The 19,519-nt window shown below is 38.6% G+C and carries 15 protein-coding genes and 2 tRNA genes; 2 read left to right on the top strand and 15 right to left on the bottom strand.

What is annotated here, in order from left to right; translation table 11 throughout:
* Window positions 1-180 precede the first annotated feature (180 nt).
* The 6 genes from ftsH to spoIIE all read right to left on the bottom strand — a co-directional run bounded on the left by ftsH (window position 181) and on the right by spoIIE (window position 8,777).
* The gene (gene ftsH / locus LS684_RS00405) at window positions 181-2,160 is read right to left on the bottom strand and encodes an ATP-dependent zinc metalloprotease FtsH (RefSeq protein ID WP_233809001.1); all 1,980 of its coding nucleotides are present in this window, start codon (window positions 2,158-2,160) and stop codon (window positions 181-183) included.
* A 141-nt stretch (window positions 2,161-2,301) separates the two neighbouring features.
* Complete coding sequence (hpt, locus tag LS684_RS00400) at window positions 2,302-2,847, bottom strand: hypoxanthine phosphoribosyltransferase (RefSeq protein WP_233809000.1); 546 nt, start codon at window positions 2,845-2,847, stop codon at window positions 2,302-2,304.
* A gap of 22 nt (window positions 2,848-2,869) precedes the next feature.
* Complete coding sequence (gene tilS, locus LS684_RS00395) at window positions 2,870-4,258, bottom strand: tRNA lysidine(34) synthetase TilS (protein ID WP_233808998.1); 1,389 nt, start codon at window positions 4,256-4,258, stop codon at window positions 2,870-2,872.
* Window positions 4,259-4,495: 237 nt separating this feature from the next.
* Complete coding sequence (locus tag LS684_RS00390) at window positions 4,496-5,503, bottom strand: protein kinase domain-containing protein (RefSeq protein WP_233811504.1); 1,008 nt, start codon at window positions 5,501-5,503, stop codon at window positions 4,496-4,498.
* Window positions 5,472-6,209 (bottom strand): VWA domain-containing protein, encoded by a 738-nt coding sequence (locus tag LS684_RS00385; protein WP_233808996.1) that lies wholly within the window; start codon window positions 6,207-6,209, stop codon window positions 5,472-5,474. Before LS684_RS00385 ends, LS684_RS00390 begins: the two co-directional genes overlap by 32 nt.
* Window positions 6,210-6,296: 87 nt before the next feature.
* On the bottom strand, window positions 6,297-8,777 hold the full coding sequence (gene spoIIE / locus LS684_RS00380) for a stage II sporulation protein E (protein WP_233808995.1): 2,481 nt from the start codon (window positions 8,775-8,777) through the stop codon (window positions 6,297-6,299).
* A gap of 314 nt (window positions 8,778-9,091) precedes the next feature.
* Between spoIIE and LS684_RS00375 the strand changes: the two genes are divergently transcribed.
* A tRNA-Met gene (locus LS684_RS00375) sits at window positions 9,092-9,165 on the top strand.
* Between the two features lie 22 nt (window positions 9,166-9,187).
* Window positions 9,188-9,259: transfer RNA gene (locus LS684_RS00370), tRNA-Glu, on the top strand.
* 234 nt (window positions 9,260-9,493) lie between these two features.
* On the opposite strand, the gene LS684_RS00365 is transcribed toward LS684_RS00370, so the two are convergent.
* The 9 genes from LS684_RS00365 to mfd all read right to left on the bottom strand — a co-directional run bounded on the left by LS684_RS00365 (window position 9,494) and on the right by mfd (window position 19,427).
* Window positions 9,494-9,922, bottom strand: coding sequence for a S1 domain-containing RNA-binding protein (locus LS684_RS00365; protein WP_233808993.1), 429 nt, complete (start codon window positions 9,920-9,922; stop codon window positions 9,494-9,496).
* 94 nt (window positions 9,923-10,016) lie between these two features.
* Window positions 10,017-10,403, bottom strand: coding sequence for an FtsB family cell division protein (locus tag LS684_RS00360; RefSeq protein WP_233808991.1), 387 nt, complete (start codon window positions 10,401-10,403; stop codon window positions 10,017-10,019).
* Window positions 10,404-10,419: 16 nt separating this feature from the next.
* On the bottom strand, window positions 10,420-11,052 hold the full coding sequence (yabQ, locus tag LS684_RS00355; protein ID WP_233808989.1) for a spore cortex biosynthesis protein YabQ: 633 nt from the start codon (window positions 11,050-11,052) through the stop codon (window positions 10,420-10,422).
* Entirely contained in the window at window positions 11,049-11,351 is a 303-nt protein-coding gene (gene yabP / locus LS684_RS00350) for a sporulation protein YabP (protein WP_233808987.1), read from the bottom strand. The genes yabQ and yabP overlap by 4 nt, the downstream gene beginning before the upstream one ends.
* A gap of 87 nt (window positions 11,352-11,438) precedes the next feature.
* Window positions 11,439-11,699: an RNA-binding S4 domain-containing protein gene (locus LS684_RS00345; protein ID WP_233808985.1), complete on the bottom strand. Its 261-nt coding sequence runs from the start codon at window positions 11,697-11,699 to the stop codon at window positions 11,439-11,441.
* A 26-nt stretch (window positions 11,700-11,725) separates the two neighbouring features.
* On the bottom strand, window positions 11,726-13,189 hold the full coding sequence (gene yabN, locus LS684_RS00340; protein WP_233808983.1) for a bifunctional methyltransferase/pyrophosphohydrolase YabN: 1,464 nt from the start codon (window positions 13,187-13,189) through the stop codon (window positions 11,726-11,728).
* A gap of 8 nt (window positions 13,190-13,197) precedes the next feature.
* Window positions 13,198-14,814 (bottom strand): putative polysaccharide biosynthesis protein, encoded by a 1,617-nt coding sequence (locus LS684_RS00335; protein ID WP_233808981.1) that lies wholly within the window; start codon window positions 14,812-14,814, stop codon window positions 13,198-13,200.
* A 260-nt stretch (window positions 14,815-15,074) separates the two neighbouring features.
* The gene (gene spoVT / locus LS684_RS00330) at window positions 15,075-15,611 is read right to left on the bottom strand and encodes a stage V sporulation protein T (protein WP_233808980.1); all 537 of its coding nucleotides are present in this window, start codon (window positions 15,609-15,611) and stop codon (window positions 15,075-15,077) included.
* A gap of 291 nt (window positions 15,612-15,902) precedes the next feature.
* A complete protein-coding gene (mfd, locus tag LS684_RS00325) occupies window positions 15,903-19,427 on the bottom strand; it encodes a transcription-repair coupling factor (RefSeq protein WP_233808979.1) in 3,525 nt (1,174 codons plus the stop codon).
* Window positions 19,428-19,519 lie beyond the last annotated feature (92 nt).

Below are 19,519 nucleotides of genomic sequence, written 5' to 3'. Positions count from 1 at the left end.
ACCACTCAGTATTTTTTCGATTAATCACACTGCCAACATCATATCATAATTAAGATTAAGGTGGGAATATATTAGGTCTGTAGTTCTCGATTAGGACTGAAACAAAGGCTTACCTCCTTCATTACCATGATCCTTGCACAACAAAAAAAGATGCTCCCCGGAGCATCTTTTTGTTGTGCATTATTTTTGGTCATCCTCAGAAGTAGACTCGCTTTCAGGTTTGTCAGTTGAATCTTTTTCTTCTTTCTCGAAAGATTCTTCCTCTCCTTTGCGGATGTTCACTTTTACTTCATCATTTTTTTGGCCTTCTGGTGCTTCTATTGCTACTGGTCGATCAGGAAGCTTTCCATGATCAATTAAATGCTTAATTTGTTCAGCATCTAACGTTTCAACCTCTAATAAAGTATTGGCTACAAGGTCCAGCTTATCTCTATTTTCAGTTAGAAGCGTTCTTGCTTTTTCATAGCATTCTTTGATGATGCGTTGAATTTCCAAATCAATTTCGTAAGCAATCTTATCTGAATAGTTTTGCTCACTATGAAGATCACGGCCTAAGAATACTTGCCCACCTTGTGATTGACCAAATTGTAATGGACCTAGCTTATCGCTCATTCCAAACTCAGTTACCATGCGACGCGCAATTCCTGTTGCTCTTTGGAAATCGTTATGAGCACCTGTACTCACTTCGCCGAATACGATTTCTTCAGCTACACGACCACCTAGTAAGCCGACAATCTTATCAAGCAATTCAGGCTTTGTCATAAAGTAACGATCTTCCTTCGGTAGCATGACAGCATATCCACCCGCTTGACCACGAGGAACAATTGTTACTTTGTGTACCATTTCCGCTTCGTCTAAGACCACGCCAATTACGGTATGACCAGCTTCATGGAATGCTACAATATTACGTTCTTTCTTCGAGATAACCCGGCTCTTCTTCGCAGGGCCAGCAATTACTCGGTCTGTTGCTTCATCAATATCAGACATATCCACTTTTTTCTTATTTTGACGAGCAGCAACAAGGGCAGCTTCGTTTAATAAGTTTTCTAAGTCAGCACCTGAAAATCCAGGTGTACGCATAGCGATACTTTTTAAGTTTACTGACTCATCAAGCGGTTTATTTCTAGCATGTACTTTTAGAACTGCTTCACGTCCCTTAACATCTGGGCGATCAACCGTAATTTGACGGTCAAAACGTCCTGGACGTAATAATGCTGGATCTAAAATGTCTGGGCGGTTTGTAGCGGCGATTATGATAATTCCTTCATTTGCGCCAAAACCATCCATTTCAACGAGTAACTGGTTCAATGTTTGCTCACGTTCATCGTGACCCCCACCTAAACCAGCACCACGCTGACGCCCTACTGCATCAATCTCATCAATGAAGATAATACATGGAGCATTTTTCTTGGCATTTTCAAACAAATCACGTACACGTGAAGCTCCGACACCGACAAACATTTCAACGAAGTCAGAACCACTAATTGAGAAGAATGGTACTCCTGCTTCTCCCGCAACTGCTCGTGCAAGCAATGTTTTCCCTGTCCCAGGAGGCCCTACTAATAGAACACCCTTAGGAATTCTCGCTCCTAGCTCGGCGAATTTACGAGGATCTTTTAAGAACTCAACAACTTCGACTAGCTCTTGTTTCTCCTCATCAGCCCCTGCAACATCTTTAAAACGTACTTTCTTCTTTTCTTCACTGTAAAGCTTTGCCTTACTTTTGCCGAAGTTCATCACTCGGCTTCCTCCACCTTGTGCTTGGTTTAAAAGGAAGAAGAATAAGATGAAGATAATGATAAACGGAATGATGGATGTAAAGAACGTCACCCAGCCGCTTGTTTCTTTTGCAGGCTTTACTTCTACTTTTGCTTTTGCAGCAGCAGTATCTAAACGATCTAGAAGCTTATCACTATTCCAAACATAAGTTAAGAAATACTTATCCTTGTCATATCCTTCTAGCTGACCACGTACTTCATATACACCTCGTTCAGGCTGCATCGTTAGGGATTTAATATCCCCCTTTTCTACGTGAGCAATGAACTGATCATAAGATATATGTTCTGTTGGCTCATTGTTTCCACTAAAAAAACTAACTACGCCAATAATGACTAAAAAGATTAATAAATAAAAGATGGTATTACGGAAAATCCGATTCATCCCTTACCTCCTCCCACGGTAAACAAACTATATTCAATAGTATCATAGTAAATTGTTCCAACTCAAGAATTTACACTTTTTAAACCGGGCTAATCATGTTGTAGTAAAGGCTATTTCGATTTTTAATGAACAAAGGGTTCGTTAATCAATATTGCTATATACTTCGGGTTTTAAAACACCAATGTACGGTAAATTTCGGTATTTTTCCGCAAAGTCTAACCCATACCCTACAACAAATTCGTCAGGTACAATAAATCCTACATAGTCAGCTGTAATATCAGCTTTTCTACCTGTTGGCTTATCAAGCAATGTAACAATTTTAATTGATTTTGCTTTCCGATAGCGGAATAACTCTACAAGATAGCTTAATGTTAAGCCACTATCAATAATATCTTCAATGATTAGGATGTCACGCCCTTCAACAGAAGTATCCAAATCTTTTAAGATTTTCACTTCTCCTGAAGAAACTGTAGAGTTACCATAGCTTGATACGTCCATAAAGTCCATTTCAAGATATGTATCCATACGTTTGAGAAGATCCGCCATGAATGGCATAGCTCCTTTTAAAACGCCAATCGCTAATGGGAAACGATCTTGATACTCTTCTGTTAGCTGACCTGCTAACTCCTTAATTTTCACTTGAATTTCTTCTTCCGTTATTAAAACCTTTTCAATGTCTTTTTTCATAAATAGTGTGCCCCCTAGAAGATCAAAGCTTTTTATAAGTTAAAAGTATATAACTGCCGTTAGTTGGCTTTAATGAAAGATCGGCTTCTTTTAGCGCTGGTAACCAGATAATTTCATTAAAGTAGTCAGTAATAATTGGCCACCCTTTGCGGTCAAGCATAGGAACCTTTTCATCAATGAAAATGCGATTGAGCTTTTTAGTCCCTTTCATTCCCTTTACTGTCATCCAATCTCCATGTTCTCTCGTTCGGATCACTAGAGGCAAAGTAACTTGCTCAGGGTTTAATAGCAAATGATTCCTACTCATAAATTCCTGTGAAGGTTCATCCACAAACTCCATAGTTATTATGCTTCCGTTGGGTATATGCCATTCTCCAGGACCACCGATTTCATATCGAAAGCTTGGTGAATCCTTGCAGGAAGAATAAAACCCGCACTCATTATAGGATCGAACAACTTTCAAACCATTTGGGAAATCAAGAACTCCAGAAGGTTGAGGACTTCTGATAATGGAAAACAATTGGTCAATATGTATAGCAGATAATGATGGAGGTTTTTCCTTATAAAGATAGTTTAATATTAGTTGAATCCCTCTTCTTTGTAAAGGCATTGGCATTGCGATAAAACCTTGAATAAGAATAATGATTTCTCCATCTTTCTTTTCCTTAATAACTTTCCTCATTTTTTCTTCAGCTAAGGTTACTAAAACATCTTCATCACTTTGAAGTTCTTCACTGAACCGCCGAAAGTGCTCATGAACCCTTGGATTTTCTTTTTGAAGAAACGGCAGAACATGCTTTCGATAGCGATTTCGACTATAGGTTTCCTTCTCATTACTCGGATCTCTTCTAGGCTTTAGTTGGTGTTCTATGCAATAACCTTCAATTTCTTCCCTATTTATGCAGAGAAACGGTCGAATAATCTCGCCTTTTTGGAATGGTCTAGAAAATGGAATTCCTGCTCTCGCTTTTCCAGTACTTCCTCTTGTTAATCTCATTAGGATGGTTTCCACCTGATCGTCCCCATGATGACCAAGTACCAGAAAGTCCATAGCGTACTCGTTCATTAGTCTTTCAAAGAACTTGTATCTACATTCTCTGGCAGCTTGCTGTGAACTTAACCCCGTTTGTCTCATATATGCGGGAACATTCATTTGTTCCATTTCAAATGGGATGTTTCTGCTTTCACAAAAACGCTGAACAAAGATGGCATCTTGCAAGGATTCTTCTCCTCGAAACATGTGATCAACATGTGCAGCTACGAGAAATAAATTCCTTTTTTCCCTTTGTGTCCAGAGATAATGAAGAAGGGCTAAGGAATCCGGACCACCAGATACCCCAACTAAAATCCTCTTATCCTTCAGCTCATATCCTTTTTGTTCAAGAAACGTTTCTACCTTTTTGACTAACATGCCATTCTTCCTTAGTTCAATGTGTATAATAATTGATATTAGCTTATCATTTTTCTATGTAACCATTCAAAGCATAACTATTAATTCTCTTAAAATATGTTACATAGTAAACGGATATACGAATGAAAATGAATAAAGTTTCACAAAATACTAATCAAATATTAATTAGTGTATGTATATTTGGGACAAGTTATTCTCATACAAAGGGGCACTTCCCCTATATATGAGAATAACTAATTAAACCAACTGTCCGTAAATGTATATACCATATAAAATAGAGATTATTAATACAATAAGGACGGTTTCAATAAAACCAACCAACTTCCGCTGCTTTTTATATGTTTTACGCGTTACATTTGGCTTTTGCATGATCGAATGATGCCCTGCTTGAGTACTTCTTGTTACACTTTGTGATTTATATTGACGCTGCCTTGAAGAAGTCTGTTGGTTTATTTTTTGTACCATCGCTTCTCGCATTTCCTTTGCGCTAGAAAAACCACCTTGTAGGGCACCTTTTATCACCTCTTCATAAGCTAGCAGTTCTTTTTTTTGCCTAATCATATTCGTTAATTGCATCATTCCACCAGTCGTTTTATTAAATCTTTTTGGATAGGCCATGTTCAATATAATCATTCCAACTGCAAATAAATCATAGCTAGCTTCTGCTTTCCTCGAACCTAACCCCCAATACCCCCTATCATAGAATTCGGTATACTCTTTTATAGCCCTTCCTTGTATCGTAGTCCCACCCACATCGATACAACGCACTCTAGTCGGCTCACTTGTTACAATGAGATTTTCAGGTTTTAAGTCACCAAATACCCAGCCATTTTCATGTAGGGATTGTAAATCCTTTAGGAGTTGAAGAATAAGCACCCCCGTCCATACGTGTCCTTGCTTCTCAATAAACTGCAATAGATCAGGCCCCTTGATATACTCCATTACGTAGAATGAAACTTTCATATTCCTCCTTACCCAATCATCTACATCAAGTAAAGAAGGTCCTAGGGTAGACCCTTGGACCTTCGCGAAGGCTTTTAGAACATTTACTTCAGAAGTAATTGACATCCCGTTATCGCTCATTTTTAATGCAACCTTCTGATTTTGGAACTGAGCTAAATAGACAATTCCGTTCGCTCCATAACCAAGTTCTTTAATAATTGTATATCGATGCTTATGCCATTTTCCTTCAATAATCGTCCCAGGAGGTACTTTACACAGACTCTTCAAAGAATTGTTCATCATCACGAGAAATTAAGCTCCTTAACGAACGTTTTTTCTGGAAATAAGTCAGTGCCTCACGGATTGCTGGACCTGTTGGTGTAATCCCTCCCGTAGTTAACTTGGCAAAAATACTTGTAAGTGAATCTAGCTTAGGTGTCCAATCTAGTAATTTTTCGACATCTTTCTTTTTCCCGGGAAATACAAAGACAGAAAAACGATTCTCACCTGTTCGGGCATTTAAACTAAGAGATAAGTCTAGTAGCGCTTCTTTAACTGTTGGAAGCTTATGCTTCATGCTTGCACTTGTGTCGACAAGAATCAACACTTCTAGACCAACCGTCTCTCCTAGCTCGTCCACAACTTCCATTACTTCCCCACGCTTTTCTGGAGGCAAGTCCTCAATCGTATCTGAGCCTCCTAATATTTGCTGTAGCTCTTTATTCACTACACCTTGAAGCGTTTGCGTCATGGCTTTTCTTGTCACCATTTGAACGGTTTGTGATAGCTGCTGGGAGTATACAATCTGACTTACGCCACCACCTGACATGGCTATTCCTTCAATTTCCTTCATTCCTTGGTCATCAATGACATCCTGTTCCATTACGCCAATCACATTTACCGTAATTCCTTGTTCTTGGGCTAGTGCTGACATCGCAATTGGATCTTCTCCAGTATTTGAGCAACCATCTGTAATCAAAAGTATTTGTTTTAATGTTCCTGTTTTCATAAGCTCCCCTCCAGTCTTAGTTATTACCCATTCTCGACGGAATCAGGGGCTTTTATACATAATCCATTAGGACATGTGCAAAAATAATTAGTTCGCTTTTTGCTGATTTGGATACACAGGGATCGTAGTCCACTTAGGTGTGTTATGCTTGATTTTTGACACAACTACGGTCATGTCATCCTCTATGGAACCAGATCGTGAACGAATAACCTCCTCCATAATTAAGTCTGCTATCTCTTGAGGATCTTCTGTTTTTATTTCATGAATTTTTCGTTTCATCCATAAATCAAAATTCTCCACATGCTTTGGTCCCTCAAACACACCATCACTCATCATGATAAGAAGATCTCCCGCTTTTAGCTGTTCACTAACTACGTCTAAATCAAAGTCTTGAAGAATTCCCATTGGTAAATTATTGGCTTGTATTTTCATTATTTTAGTACCTCGTTTTACAAAGCTAGGAGTAGAGCCAATTTTCAGAAATTTAGCAGATGCATTTTGTAAATCAATCATGGCTAAATCTAATGTTGAAAAGATTTCATCTGTTGTTCGTAGGGATAAAACTGAGTTAACAGATTTAATTGCCACCTTTTCTTCTATTCCCGATTGAAGGATCTTTTGCAATAATCCTAGTGTTTCTTTACTTTCAATATGGGCACGCTCTCCATTTCCCATTCCATCACTAATTGCTACTGCATATTTCCCACATCCCAGTTCTATTGTCGAAAAGCTGTCTCCTGAAACAAATCCACCATCTTTTGCTGCGTGAGCCACACCCGTCTCAACCGTAAAGGCTGAAGCTGAACGGAATGTCACATGGCAAAATCCATTTGGATAGGTAGAGCACTCCTCCGAATTTACAATAATTGATTCTCTTAAGATATCCGATAGCATGGGAGCGATTAACTTTTCACATTCACCGTGTCCTCTACAATACGGAATCGTCATTTCAATATCCACATTCCCTTGTTCGAGGCTATAAATCTCTACTTGTTCGATATGAATTCCAAATTCCTGAAGCGCTTCTAAAATTAGCTCTTCCTGCTTATGGTGATTCTCACGCTCTCTTTGGATTTCCTTTGCAAAATTCCCCATCACCTCAGATACACCAAGTAATTGATCTGCGACTAATCTTCTGCTCTCTTGAACTTGTTTTTTTAACTTCTGATTCGCTTGATAATAGGTGAATTCTTGCTGTATCGCTTCTATTACTCTGCTTGATTTCGTACAATACTTTTCCCAATCTCTTGAGAGTTTTTTCGAAATGCTTCCATTATTTTGATCCATTTCATTCATAATTGTTTCCATATGCTCATATGTTGTATTAAAGTTTCTTGTCCAGCAGTGATCCTTTTTAAAGCAAGTTTGGCATGTCTTTTCAGTCACATTGCTTAAAAAATAATCTCTCTCCCTGCTTTCATCGTCACGCCATTCTGAAGGTTCGTCATAAGCAGAGAAGCTATTGGATAAGGCTTGAAAGACTGTAGAAAATTGCTCGACTCTCTGAGCCGTAACATCACGCATTTTCCGCATATACTGCTGTTGTTCTGCTGCATACTCGGGTGTCCCTGGTATATGCATAGCGAGCTTTGAAGTCAAAGCCTGTGGTGTTAATAGAAAAAGAAGGGTAGCTGCCGACGTTTCTAATATAGACTGAAGCAATGTTCCTCCACCTTCGCCATACATCCCAATTAGGAGCGTGGCAATAAAAAGCCCTATGGAGACACCAATTTTTTTCCCTTCCTTTAATAACCCACCTAGAAGTCCTGAGAAAGCAAGTAAACTCATATGATAAAAGCTGGATACATTTGCTAAGCTAAATATTAATCCCGTTACAACCCCTACAGTGGATCCAACCGTTGCACCTGCAACGAATGCGAACATTAGAACTAAATACCTCGACATGATATGTTCTATTGATAGATTATAGATGGACCAACCGATCGTCCCAGTCATTACTGATGCTAACATAATAATGAGGCAAACGATTTCTTCCGTCTTTAAAGTTTGACGGCGTTTATTAATAGATAATAAGGGTATACTTTGTAGAAAGATTAACGTTAAAATAAACCCTAAACTTGCCTCTACCCCAGACATCATCCCATCGTATAGGGAAAACGCTCCTGTTTGTAAATAACCTTTCACCAATGTTCCACCTAGCAGCGTAAATGCGACAAACAATGGTAAATATCTTAGTTCATTCTGTATCCATTTTTTAAAGAAGCGGTAGAAGATGAGGAAGAGAAACGAAATTCCAAACGTATAGACAGCATCCATGACTGATAATGTTGCTGCTCCTGCAACAATCCCAATTAGAGCTAACGGAGCCTTATCTCTTCTTAGAAAGTATACCGCCGCAAAAAAAGGAAGACTAAATGGCGTAAGCTTAGCTAAAATTAACGCTCTCCCAAGTAAGAAGCCGATCAGTAATAAAACGAAGCCCTTTTTCAAGAAAACGTTCTCCATCCCTACTTGGAATTTTTTTAGTCCATTGGCTAATTCAACTTTGGGTCTAGCAAAATTCACCTCTCCGACTGGTTCTATCAAATTCCGCTCTACCTTCTCCATTTTTGACACTCCCCATATTTTTATCGTTGCTGATAAGTATAAATGGAAAGAAATTAGAAGTTTGTCAAAATAGGAGACAAGCTCTTAACTTTTGTTCGACGGTTTTCCACGTAATATCCAAAAAAGCGAATAAATTCCGAATGAAAAATCATGGATGAATATTCAAAAAAACACTTTCATGACCGGTTTATAGCCCTCTATTAATATTTCCAGCTATACAGGACATACTTTTTTCAAACTACGACAATTTTCTTTCAAATATCCATTGACAGAAACTTTAACTATTTGTATTATATTTCTTGTGTCTAAAACATGGCGGTGTAGCTCAGCTGGCTAGAGCGTACGGTTCATACCCGTGAGGTCGGGGGTTCGATCCCCTCCGCCGCTATTATTTATTCCTTTTAGCATACGGCCCGTTGGTCAAGCGGTTAAGACACCGCCCTTTCACGGCGGTAACACGGGTTCGAATCCCGTACGGGTCATAAAACACGAAAAGAGTTAGTGAATTATTCACTAACTCTTTTTTTATTCTTCTTGGGAAGACGTTTTTATAAAAAATTGACATATACGGATGATTTTCTGTTCCATGCATGTTCTTTGGTAGCCCTCAAGCCACCCACCCTCATCACCGCTCCATAAAGCACAAAAAAAGGCAAGTCATTTCTGACTTACCCAATGGAATTCCTGCTATCTATTATCATCAAATAAGCAGCAAGTTAACCTCTTCTAGCTCCTCTTCCGCCGCGCTTAGACTCAGTATTACGTTTTAAAGAAGATAAACGGTCTTCACTATCTTTCAAGAAACGAGCCATTTTAGATTCAAATGTTTCTGTTCTTTGTGGACGGTTATCGTTTGTTCTACCATGACGTGGACGTTGTGGTCTTGGTGGTCTAGATTCACTTTCTGGTCTTTCTTTCGCTTTTTTGATGGATAAACCGATCTTTCCATCTTTCTCTACGTTAATTACCTTTACTTCTACTTCGTCGCCAACCTTCAGATGTTCATTAATGTCTTTAACATAATTATCTGCGACTTCACTAATGTGAACAAGACCAGTTGACCCTTCTGGCAATTCAACAAACGCACCAAAATTTGTAATACCTGTTACTTTACCCTGTAACTTGCTGCCTACTTCGATTGACATAAAAAAAATTTTCCTCCTTAAAGATATAAAAAATCGTACTTATACTATATTATACAGAATTTAAAAAAAACGTGTCAACAAACCGGTCAATGGGTTATTTTTCCTTATCCTCTTCTTTTGGGATGTTAAAGATGATTTCATTCTTCTCTGAAAGAAAATAATCCTTTCTAGCTAGCTTAGCAATGTATTCATCATCGTTCAATCGAACGATATCTTCTTTTAATAATACTTGCTTTGCTTTTAATTCCGTTAACTCTTGATCCAGTAGCTTTTTCTCCGCTTCCTTTTCCTCAAGAGCAGAGGCTTGCGAAATGAGTGTAGAGATCATAAAAAAGATGATCGTCCCTGCTCCGATAAAAAAGACCGTCAATCTTCTTACTAAAAGGGCTCTTTTTCGATCTCTAAAACCTTTGATGTTTTGTTGCTCTTGAACATATGAATTATTCATTTTCTTGATGTTTGTTTTACGGACCGCACTCATTTATCGCATTCCCTCCTTACTTACGCTTATTTTTCCAGTTTGTTTTCCACTTGATAATGTAATTCTTGATTTGACGGGAATATCCTTCAAAACCATTATATAACTTGTCGACTGTTTTTTTAATTTTTTTCGGCATAAATTTCCAAAAAATACGTAAAATCCAGGTAAATGGGGAAATTATTACTTTCACTATCCATAATAAGGCCCTATAGATGAATCTTCCAAGTGCCAAAAGACCCTTTCCTGTCGAAACAACAATTGAAATGACTGCGAAAAAAATGGCATGTAGAGGTTTGAAGATAAAGATACGGGCCATTCTCACTATAAACTTATAAATAGAGATTATCATCGAAATGATAATCTCTAATAACCTTAAATACCAGCCTTTCAATAGACTTTGATAGGCTGCAAAGCCACATAGTAAAGCAATAAAGATATAAAACCTTAATTCTCCCTGGTTTACAATAAACAAAACATAAAAGATAAATAACCCCTGAGCTAACCAAAATAATATATCGTTTAAAAAAACTAGCCAGCTCTTGCGATTCGAGCGTTGCAAAAAACGATTATACGTATCTAGTGCCGCTCCAAATACACTCCCCATGCTAATCATTGCTAGCATAGTCATGAACTGTGTGGTTAATGTCATCGGAATAGCTTGCTAAAGAACCCTTTAGCTTTCTCCCCGTGTTGTTCATCCATATAGACCAGGTCGAAAACTTTTCCTTTAATTGACACAACGCCTTTATCCACATCTAAATTCTTCATATGAAGGTTTTGGCCCCTAACTGCTAGAAATCCCATAACCGTTTCTAATAGGAATTCTTCGGTATCAAAGCTTTCTACCTGCTTTACGCCTGTTATATCTAGAAGCTTCCTTCCCCGCATGATCACGTCATGCTCTTTCATACTCGAATTGTTACTGTTTGATTCATAATATTGACTCATTTTCATCCCTCGCAATCACATAGTACAACCTTTTGTACATTTGTATGAACGTGGGATAAGAATTAGAACAAGCCATTCCATACGGCTTTATACTTCTACCTTTTCTTCTTTGATAATGGAATACATATCTGCAGCGTCTTCTTTTCTTGTTGTTTCTTGAATTCGTTCAATTTTCACGGTGACGATTTTTTGGCCAAAGCGAATCGATAACTCATCGCCAACCTTAACATTTGCACTCGCTTTTGCTTGCTGACCGTTTATAGAAATTCTACCTTGATCAGAAACCTCTTTAGCTAGCGTACGTCGTTTAATTAATCTAGATACTTTTAAGAACTTATCCAGGCGCATCCTATCATCTCCTACCCTGCACGTATTTATAAACCTAACTTTTTTGCTTCGTTCCAGAACCCATCCAGCTCTTCTAATGAAAAGGCTGAAAACTCTCGGCCACTTTCATGAACCTTCTCTTCGATATATTGAAAGCGCCTTTTAAACTTTTGGTTTGTTTGAAAAATGGCTTCTTCTGGGTTTATCCTGTAATATCTCGCAATATTTACAAAGGCAAATAAGATATCACCAAATTCTCCTAATGAATCTTGATGTTCTCCCTTTTTTGCTAACTCTTCTTCAAACTCCAAAAGCTCTTCTTTTACTTTCTCCCATGCGGAACTAATTTCCTGCCAGTCAAATCCGACAGTGGCTGCCTTTTTTTGAATATCAAAGGCTTGCAATAACTGAGGAAGCTCCTTATTTATTCCGTTAAGTAGTGAACCTCTAGCTTCCCCTTTCTCTAATCCCTTTATCTCTTGCCAATTTTTCAAGACATCCTCTTCTGTATCTGCCACTCGTTCACCAAACACATGAGGATGGCGTCTAACCATTTTCTCTGACAAACCTTGAATAACATCTTCTATCGTGAAGAATCCTTCATCCTCGCCAATTTGCGCATGTAGCATGACTTGCAGGAGTACATCCCCTAATTCTTCTATCATATGGTCTACATCGTCATTTTGGATGGCTTCAATTAGTTCATATGCTTCTTCTATAAGGTATTTTTTTAATGACCGATGTGTTTGTTTTTTGTCCCAAGGACATCCATTTGGACCTCTTAGCTCTGCAATAATTTCCCTTAGCTTGTAAAACTCTTTATATGCGAGCTGTTCATCAGTGATAGGGGGAATATACAACGAGGTTAGATTACTCAGCTCTAGCTCATGATCCAACTCAAATAATGGGAGCTTTGTAATGTTCTCTGCCTCGCTCCCAGCAGCTGAAACTATATACACTTCATAATCATATGGAAGCTTCTCCATTAATGTGAGCTTCACATCTGATGCTACGAAGGAATCATACACTTGACCTATAATCATGTGCTGTGATAAATGAAGGTCACTTCCATTAAGGGATGTCCCATCTAATAGTTGGAAACCATCAATTGGATCAATTTTCAATGCCTGAAACATCGCATCAATAAAACTCTGTCCCCCGCCAATTTCAATCGAAATCCCCGCCTTAGGACCGTCCTCTAATAGTATTTGAACCGTCTTTTCAGCAACAAGGGGGTGGCCAGGTACTGCATAAATGATTTCTTGCTGATTTGACGCAAGGTTTAATAAAGTTTCACTTATTTCCTCATACACCGCATCAAAATGATCATGTTTTTCATATATGTCATCGAAGGAAGTAAAAGTAAACCCCTCTTCTACTAAATCAGCTACAACAGGATGTTCTTTAGTACGTAAAAATACCAATTGACTCTCTTTCAATCGTTTATATATACCCAATGGTAGCTGGTGATAATCCCCTGCCCCCAAACCTAACACAATTATTCTTCCCACTGCTTTTTTCATCTCCTATTCTTAGGTAATAAAGCGATCAGCTTGCTTCCAAAAGGAAGTAAGGACAATTCTTCCTTTTTAAAAACATGTCCTCGTAAGACAACATATATATAAATAAACCCACCCAAGATTACAGCACTTAGTGCTTGAAAGGTTGCCATAAAGCGTACTTGACTCCCCGTTGAATATAGCCCGTTTGTTATCAAGAGATAGCCTTTTAAAAACACGATCATACTTAGGGCTCCGAGCAATATCGTTTGAATAAACTTAACCGTTACAAATCGGACCTTCATCACCATTCTTAGCTTTGACATTAACATGAATAGGATGACAACCAACGTTACATTCGATGCAATCGCTCCTCCTAATGCTCCATAATTAGGAATAAGCAACCAGTTTAGAATGAGCTTTAAAAAAAACGAGACGAAAATAACAAATGCGGGGAAAAGAGCATATCCCAGTCCCTGCAAAATAGCCGTGATTGTTAAAATCAAAGAGCTCAATAATATAACTAGACTCATGACAGCTAACACATGAGAACCATCTGTATTCTCAAATAGCATAATATTCGTCGGTTTAATAATGCTAAAGAGCCCTGCCGTTGCTGCAACTCCAATGAATACACTAACTTGCAAAGCTAGACGAACTTTGTTCTTTAGAAATTCAACATCCTCTTTTAGCTTAGCGCTCGTAATGAGCGGAACAAGTGAAAGTGAAAGCGAAGTAGCTACAATCGTCCCTAATTGAATGAGAGGCTGACCTCTGTCATAGACTCCTTTGAGAACCTTTGCTTCCTCTCCTTCTACCCCTTGAGATAGGAGGAGAGAAAAGAAGTTAAATGAATCGGCCATTTGCAAAAAAATGAGAAGCATGCTGCTGATCGAAATAGCAAACCCTTCAATCGACAGCTTTTTGATAATCAGTAAGCTTTTCCTCCATGTGATTGATGGCAGGTTTAAAAAGTTGGTCTCTTCTCCTCTTTTTCGATAAACAAGAAAAGTGAGAAGGACCAGTACAGAAATAAGTCCACCTGTTATTGAACCAAACATTGCTCCACTGCTGACAATATAAAGGGACATCCCTTTTTGTATTAACACAGTAGAGGCAATTAGAATCGTAGATACCCGTACAGTTTGTTCGCTAACCTGTGATACTGCTGTTGGGAGCATATCCCCAGTAGCTTGGAAAACTCCTCTTAAAAGAGAAATGGCGGGAAAAAAAAGATAGATGACAGCTAACACTTTCATTATGACTGCCAATTCTTTATCTCCCATAATACCGGCTAACCATTCGGCACCAAAATAAAATAATGAGAAGAACCCGATGCCTAGCACCGTTAAGAAGAGAGATGAAATTACGATAAGCTGCCGCTGATCTTCTCTCCCTCTTTGCTCTCCTGTTTCTACATATAACTTAGAAATAACTACAGGAAATCCGTATGTAGACAAGATTAAAGCCATGCCATAGAAGGGATATACTTGCTGGTATATGTAAAAACCTACATCGCCGACAATATTCTGAAATGGCACTCGATAAATGGCGCTTAATACTTTCATAACAAGGGCAGCAACCGTTAGAATTAGAGCCCCCTTAAATAAATCTTTTGCCTGTTTGGTGGGCTCCACTGTCCTTCACCTACTTGGAATTGGGTTTAATTTAAGCTGAGTGCCGCCTCATACAACATTCATATTAGCTATGCCCAGATTTTAAATTCGCAAGTATTATAGCACAACCTGTTTAAGATTGTTTAACAGCAGGATGATAGAAGTGTTACAGATAAAACTGGGGGTTGCGATTTTGAGGAGAGGGAAAATAGGATAGAATAGAAAAAAGGCAGCAGATTGCTACCCTTTCATTAGCCGATTATTTCTTTACAATTGATTACTTACGATTCCATCTGTCTAGCTAGGAAGCCAGCAGCCGTTTCAACAGCTTTCTGCTCTACCTCACCTAAACTGCCTTCTTTCGCAAAAATCATAACAGCTCCAATTGGATCTCCATTTGCAATGATAGGTCCGACTGTATAAGAAGAAACCTCTTCCTCTGTTCCATCAATAATTGCAATATTCCCTTGTGGATTCATTAATACAGATGTTCGCTCTTCCATCGTCTTTTCCATTAGGTCACTGATGTTTTTATTTAGATAATCTTTTTTGGATCCTCCAGCTACAGCAATAAATGCATCTCTGTCACATATTAATACTGGATTTCCTAAGCTATCATATAAAGCTTCTGCATATTCTTTGGCGAAATCACTTAATTCACTAATTGGAGAGTATTTCTTTAAGATGACTTCTCCATCGCGGTCTACAAAGATTTCTAGTGGGTCTCCCTCGCGAATTCTGAGGGTTCTGCGGATTTCTTTCGGAATAACCACACGACCTAAATCATCGATTCGACGAACAATTCCAGTTGCTTTCATTCAACGTTGCCTCACTTTCATCTGATGATTTTATTTGGCAATGATGGGGTTGCTGCTTATGTATCATCGCCATATTTGAACTTAGTATCTTTCATATGGAAAGTTCTATACACATTCTTAGATTTTTTCTCCTATCGGCTAATTAAACCATTGATATTAAAACATTCCAATCGAGCTATTTTCCTATATTTACCCCTGTCCAAATAACTTAAAACCTTCTCTAATCCCTTTTTAGAAAAAATAGGAAAACAAAAAGCTACATCCCTAGTAGAGAGATGCAGCTTTTTAGGACTATGAGGCTACTTTCTTCGAATCGACTAGCCCTTTTACCATTTCAAAACAGGCATTTAGCCATTCTTCGATCTTCTTCCCTTTTATATGAAGAACAATTTTTAGCCTTTGGCCATCCATTCCCAAGCCAACCATTCTTCCATACTGACTGCTTTTCTGGAAGATTTTCTGGCCATCAATTTGTCCACTAGCTTCTTCAGACAATAGAATGGTTACTTCTTGTTTAATCTGCTTAATGGTTTCCACACCAGCATGTAAAGCCAGCACTTTCATTTCTGCGATTTGGAACAGGAAAGCTACTTCATCCGGATATTCTCCGAAACGATCGGTAATTTCCTCTTGAAGCTCTTCTACATCTTCTAAAGTGGATAGGCCCCGGAAACGCTTATACATTTCAATCTTTTGATTGCCATCTGCAATATAGGCATCAGGAATATAAGCATCTACATCTAGATCAATCTCCACCGATGGTTTAACAGATGTAGCGCCATCTCCTTTGCGTTCCTCAATTGCTTCTTTAAGCATTTGAGAGTAAAGATCAAATCCAACAGAATCAATAAACCCATGCTGTTCGGCTCCAAGAAGATTCCCAGCCCCTCGAATGGACAAGTCACGCATAGCAATCTTAAACCCAGAGCCTAGCTCTGTGAATTCTTTGATGGCTTGTAGTCGCTTCTCTGCTACCTCAGTTAGCACTTTATCTTTACGATACGTAAAATACGCATACGCTACTCGATTTGAGCGTCCCACGCGACCACGGAGCTGATAAAGCTGTGATAGGCCCATTTTGTCAGCATCATGAACTATTAATGTGTTAACATTTGGAATGTCAACTCCTGTTTCAATAATAGTTGTACTAACTAGCACATCGTACTCTCCTTCAAGAAAGCCGAGCATGACCGACTCAAGCTCATTTTCTGTCATCTTTCCATGTGCAAATGTGACTCTAGCGTCTGGGACAAGCATGGATATTTCCTCTGCCTTACGTTCAATATCCTCGACCCGATTATACAGGAAGTACACCTGCCCATCCCTTGCTAGCTCACGTTCAATTGCTTCACGAACAAGACCTCCATTATACTCCATCACATACGTTTGAACAGGAAAGCGGTTCTCAGGTGGTGTTTCAATTACTGATAAGTCTCTAACTCCAAGCATAGACATATGAAGTGTTCTTGGAATTGGTGTTGCTGTTAGTGTAAGTACGTCTACATTTGTCTTCAGTTTCTTAATTTTTTCCTTATGTGTTACCCCAAATCTTTGCTCTTCGTCAATAATCAGCAATCCTAAGTCACGGTACATAATATCCTTTGAAAGCAATCGGTGTGTTCCCACCACAACATCAACGGTGCCAGCCTTTAATCCTTTCATCGTTTCCGTTTGCTGCTTTTTCGTTCGGAATCTACTTAGTAACCCAATTTCTATTGGATAATCTTGAAACCTCTCCCGCATCGTTTCATAATGCTGTTGGGCTAGAATCGTAGTTGGTACGAGAATGGCTACTTGCTTTCCATCAGCAATCGCTTTAAAGGCTGCCCGAATGGCTACTTCCGTTTTTCCATAGCCTACATCTCCACAGAGCAGGCGATCCATTGGGCGTTCTTTTTCCATATCTAGTTTAATTTCATGGATGGATCTTAATTGATCTTCGGTTTCCTGATATGGGAATGATGCTTCGAATTCTCTTTGCATATCCCCATCTGGTGAAAAGGCGTAGCCTCTTGAAGCTTCTCGTTCTGCATATAGCTTAATCAAGTCATCTGCGATATCTTGAACAGACGATTGAACCTTTTTCTTGACCTTCTTCCAATCATTTCCGCCCAATTTATATATCTTCGGTTCTTTTCCTTCTGATCCTACATACTTCTGAATTAAATCAATTTGCTCTACTGGTACATACAGTTTATCCGTGCCTTGATAGCGAATATGAAGATAGTCTTTATGCACTCCATTGATTTCTAGTGTTTCGATGCCTAAATATTTTCCTATCCCGTGATTCACATGAACTACATAGTCTCCTACCTTAAGCTCAGAATAGCTTTTAATACGCTCTGCATTTGATAGCTTTTGTCGTCTAGAAGATTTTTTCGTTCGCTTATTAAACAGCTCTTCTTCCGTAATTACAACGATTTTTTGAATAGGTAGCTCGAATCCAGAGTGTAAACTCCCCTTCATAATCTGGGTAACTCCCGGTAGAATCTTACCTTTTTCATTCACTTGAGAATGGTCAATCTCGTAGTCCTCTAGAACTCTCTGAAGTTTTTGAACTCGCTCCCCATCAGTGCCCAGAAAGACAACCGAGTAATTCCCTTTTTTGAACCGTTCCAATTCCCCTTTGAGAACATTCATTTGCCCATGAAAATTCTGCATTTGCTTGCAGGAGATATTTATAATATTTTGCGGATTGGTATTGGCTACATGCTTTAAGAACAAAGACATGTATACAAGTGGCTTAGTTGATTTTTGCACAAAATCAGATAAGCTATGTGAAACCTTTATATCATGAATGATTTGTCCCTCATTCAGAAGACTCGTATACCACTCAGCTTCTTCCTTCGATAGAGAGTCATTCATTTCCTGAACTCTACTGATTTCATCTATAAAAATTAAACCATCTTGAGGTAAGTAATCTACTAGACTATTACCTTCTTCATAGATTAAAGATAAGTATTTAAATAATTGCTCTGGCTTTTGCCCATTATTAAGCAACTCAATTTCAAATGAAATATGTTGCATTAAAAGAGTTTTAACTTTCTCATCCTTTAGCTTCTTCAAGCTTTTTGCTAGCCCTTTTTCCAACTTTTGAATAAGAACATTGTAATCATCCGTATGTAAAGGCATTTCCGTTGCCAGAGTAATTTGAATCTGCTCAAGCTTTTTCTTCGAACGTTGATCTTCAATGGAGAACGTTCGGATGGAGTCAACCTCTGTATCGAATAGTTCAATTCGAATAGGATCAGCTTCTGTTAAAGGATAAATATCAATAATCCCACCACGAACACTGAATTCTCCTGGTGAGCTTACCATATCAGCTCTTACATATCCCATTTTAACAAATTGCAGCAAGCAGGCATCTAAGTCAATCTCATCGCCAACTTTAAATAATAACTGCCTTTGTTTCCATAAGGAGCTTGGCGGGAGAATCTTTCGCAACCCTGCCATTGGTACAATGACGATTCCATTGTGATGATTTGCCCAATAATTCAATGCCTCAATTCGTTGGGCCTTTAATTCTGGGCTAGCTATACTTAGCTCTGCGGCTATTAGCTCGTTGGCTGGATAGAGAAATACTTCTTGCTCTCCAACTAAATTAATCATATCGTCATAGAGCTTTTGAGCCTGTAACAAATTGTGGGTAACCACTAAGATAGGTTTATTGGTTTGCTCATAAACAGATGCTAAGAACACCGTTCGAGCCGAGCCAGATAAGCCTGCAATTAATTGCTCTCTTAGCCCTTCATTTATCCCTGATATAACTGTTTGAACATCTTCCTGCTGCTGAAATAAGTGTTTTAATCCTTCCATGGAACCCCTCCCCTCGAAGCAAACTTCTTTTTATGTTTAACCTGTAAAAATCTCTTGTTCGTCCTATTTGAAACAGAAAAATGCTTTGGATT

It is taken from the genome of Cytobacillus spongiae, from assembly GCF_021390075.1.
Note: the sequence above shows the minus strand (reverse complement) of the source record. Positions and strands in the feature narration are given on the sequence as shown.